1 protein-coding gene is annotated in these 853 nt (G+C 69.9%); it reads right to left on the minus strand.

What is annotated here, in order from left to right; all coding sequences use genetic code 11:
* On the minus strand, positions 1-829 hold an 829-nt coding region (locus F8271_RS31555; protein WP_225854910.1), incomplete at its 3' end, for an IS110 family transposase.
* Positions 830-853: the final 24 nt, after the last annotated feature.

The following is an 853-nucleotide window of genomic DNA, read 5'->3' on the forward strand; positions in this document are numbered from 1 at the left end:
CTAGGTTGGAAGCAGTCCCAGCAGGGGTCATGGCTGCGATAGAAGGGCTGTTCAGCAGGGCTGTAAAGACCTCGCGGGCCAGGTATCGCTTGAGGCAGCGGATGATCTCGCGCTTGGTCTTGCCCTCGGTGGTGCGTCGGGCCGCGTAGGCGCGGGTGCGTTCGTCGTAGCTGAGCCGGCCCAGCGCCAGGACGTAGAGGGCGCGGTTGGCGTCGCGGTTGCCCGCCCGATTGAGCCGGTGTCGGTTGGTCTTGCCGGACGAGGCGGGGATCGGCGCGACACCACATAGGTGCGCGAACGCCGACTCGCTGCGCAGCCGCTCCGGGTTATCGCCGGCGGCGGCCAGCAGCGCCCCGGCTATGTCGGCGCCGACTCCCTTGATCGCCATGAGCTGCGGTGCTGCTCGGTGGGCGAGTTGCTCGATCTCGGCGTCGAGCGTGGTGATTTCGGCCGTGAGCTGCTGGTATCGGGTGGCGAGGGACTTGAGCGCCAGCTTGCTGGCCGCCTCGATCCCGGCAAGCTGGCCGGGCCGGAACCGCGTCGCGGCGTCAACGAGTTTCGGCAGCGACAGGGTGCGCAGCCGGTCGCGGAGGACTTGCGGGGCGGTGACCAGCACGGCGCGCAGCTGGTTGGCGGCCTGGGTGCGGGCCTTCATCGCCGACCGGCGGACCAGCCGCAGCGTACGGATCATCTCTACCGAGCCGTCGGCGGTCTTGGGCGTGCCCAGCGCGGTGCCGGCCAGCACCGACCGGGCAGCGGTCTCGGCGTCGATGGCGTCGGTCTTACCGCGCCGGCGGCGAGTCTGACGGTTCGGACGGACGACCTCCATCACCGAGATGCCCTGATCAAGCAA

Origin of the sequence: Micromonospora sp. ALFpr18c (assembly GCF_008868155.1) — a bacterium.
Classification (GTDB): Bacteria; Actinomycetota; Actinomycetes; order Mycobacteriales; family Micromonosporaceae; genus Micromonospora.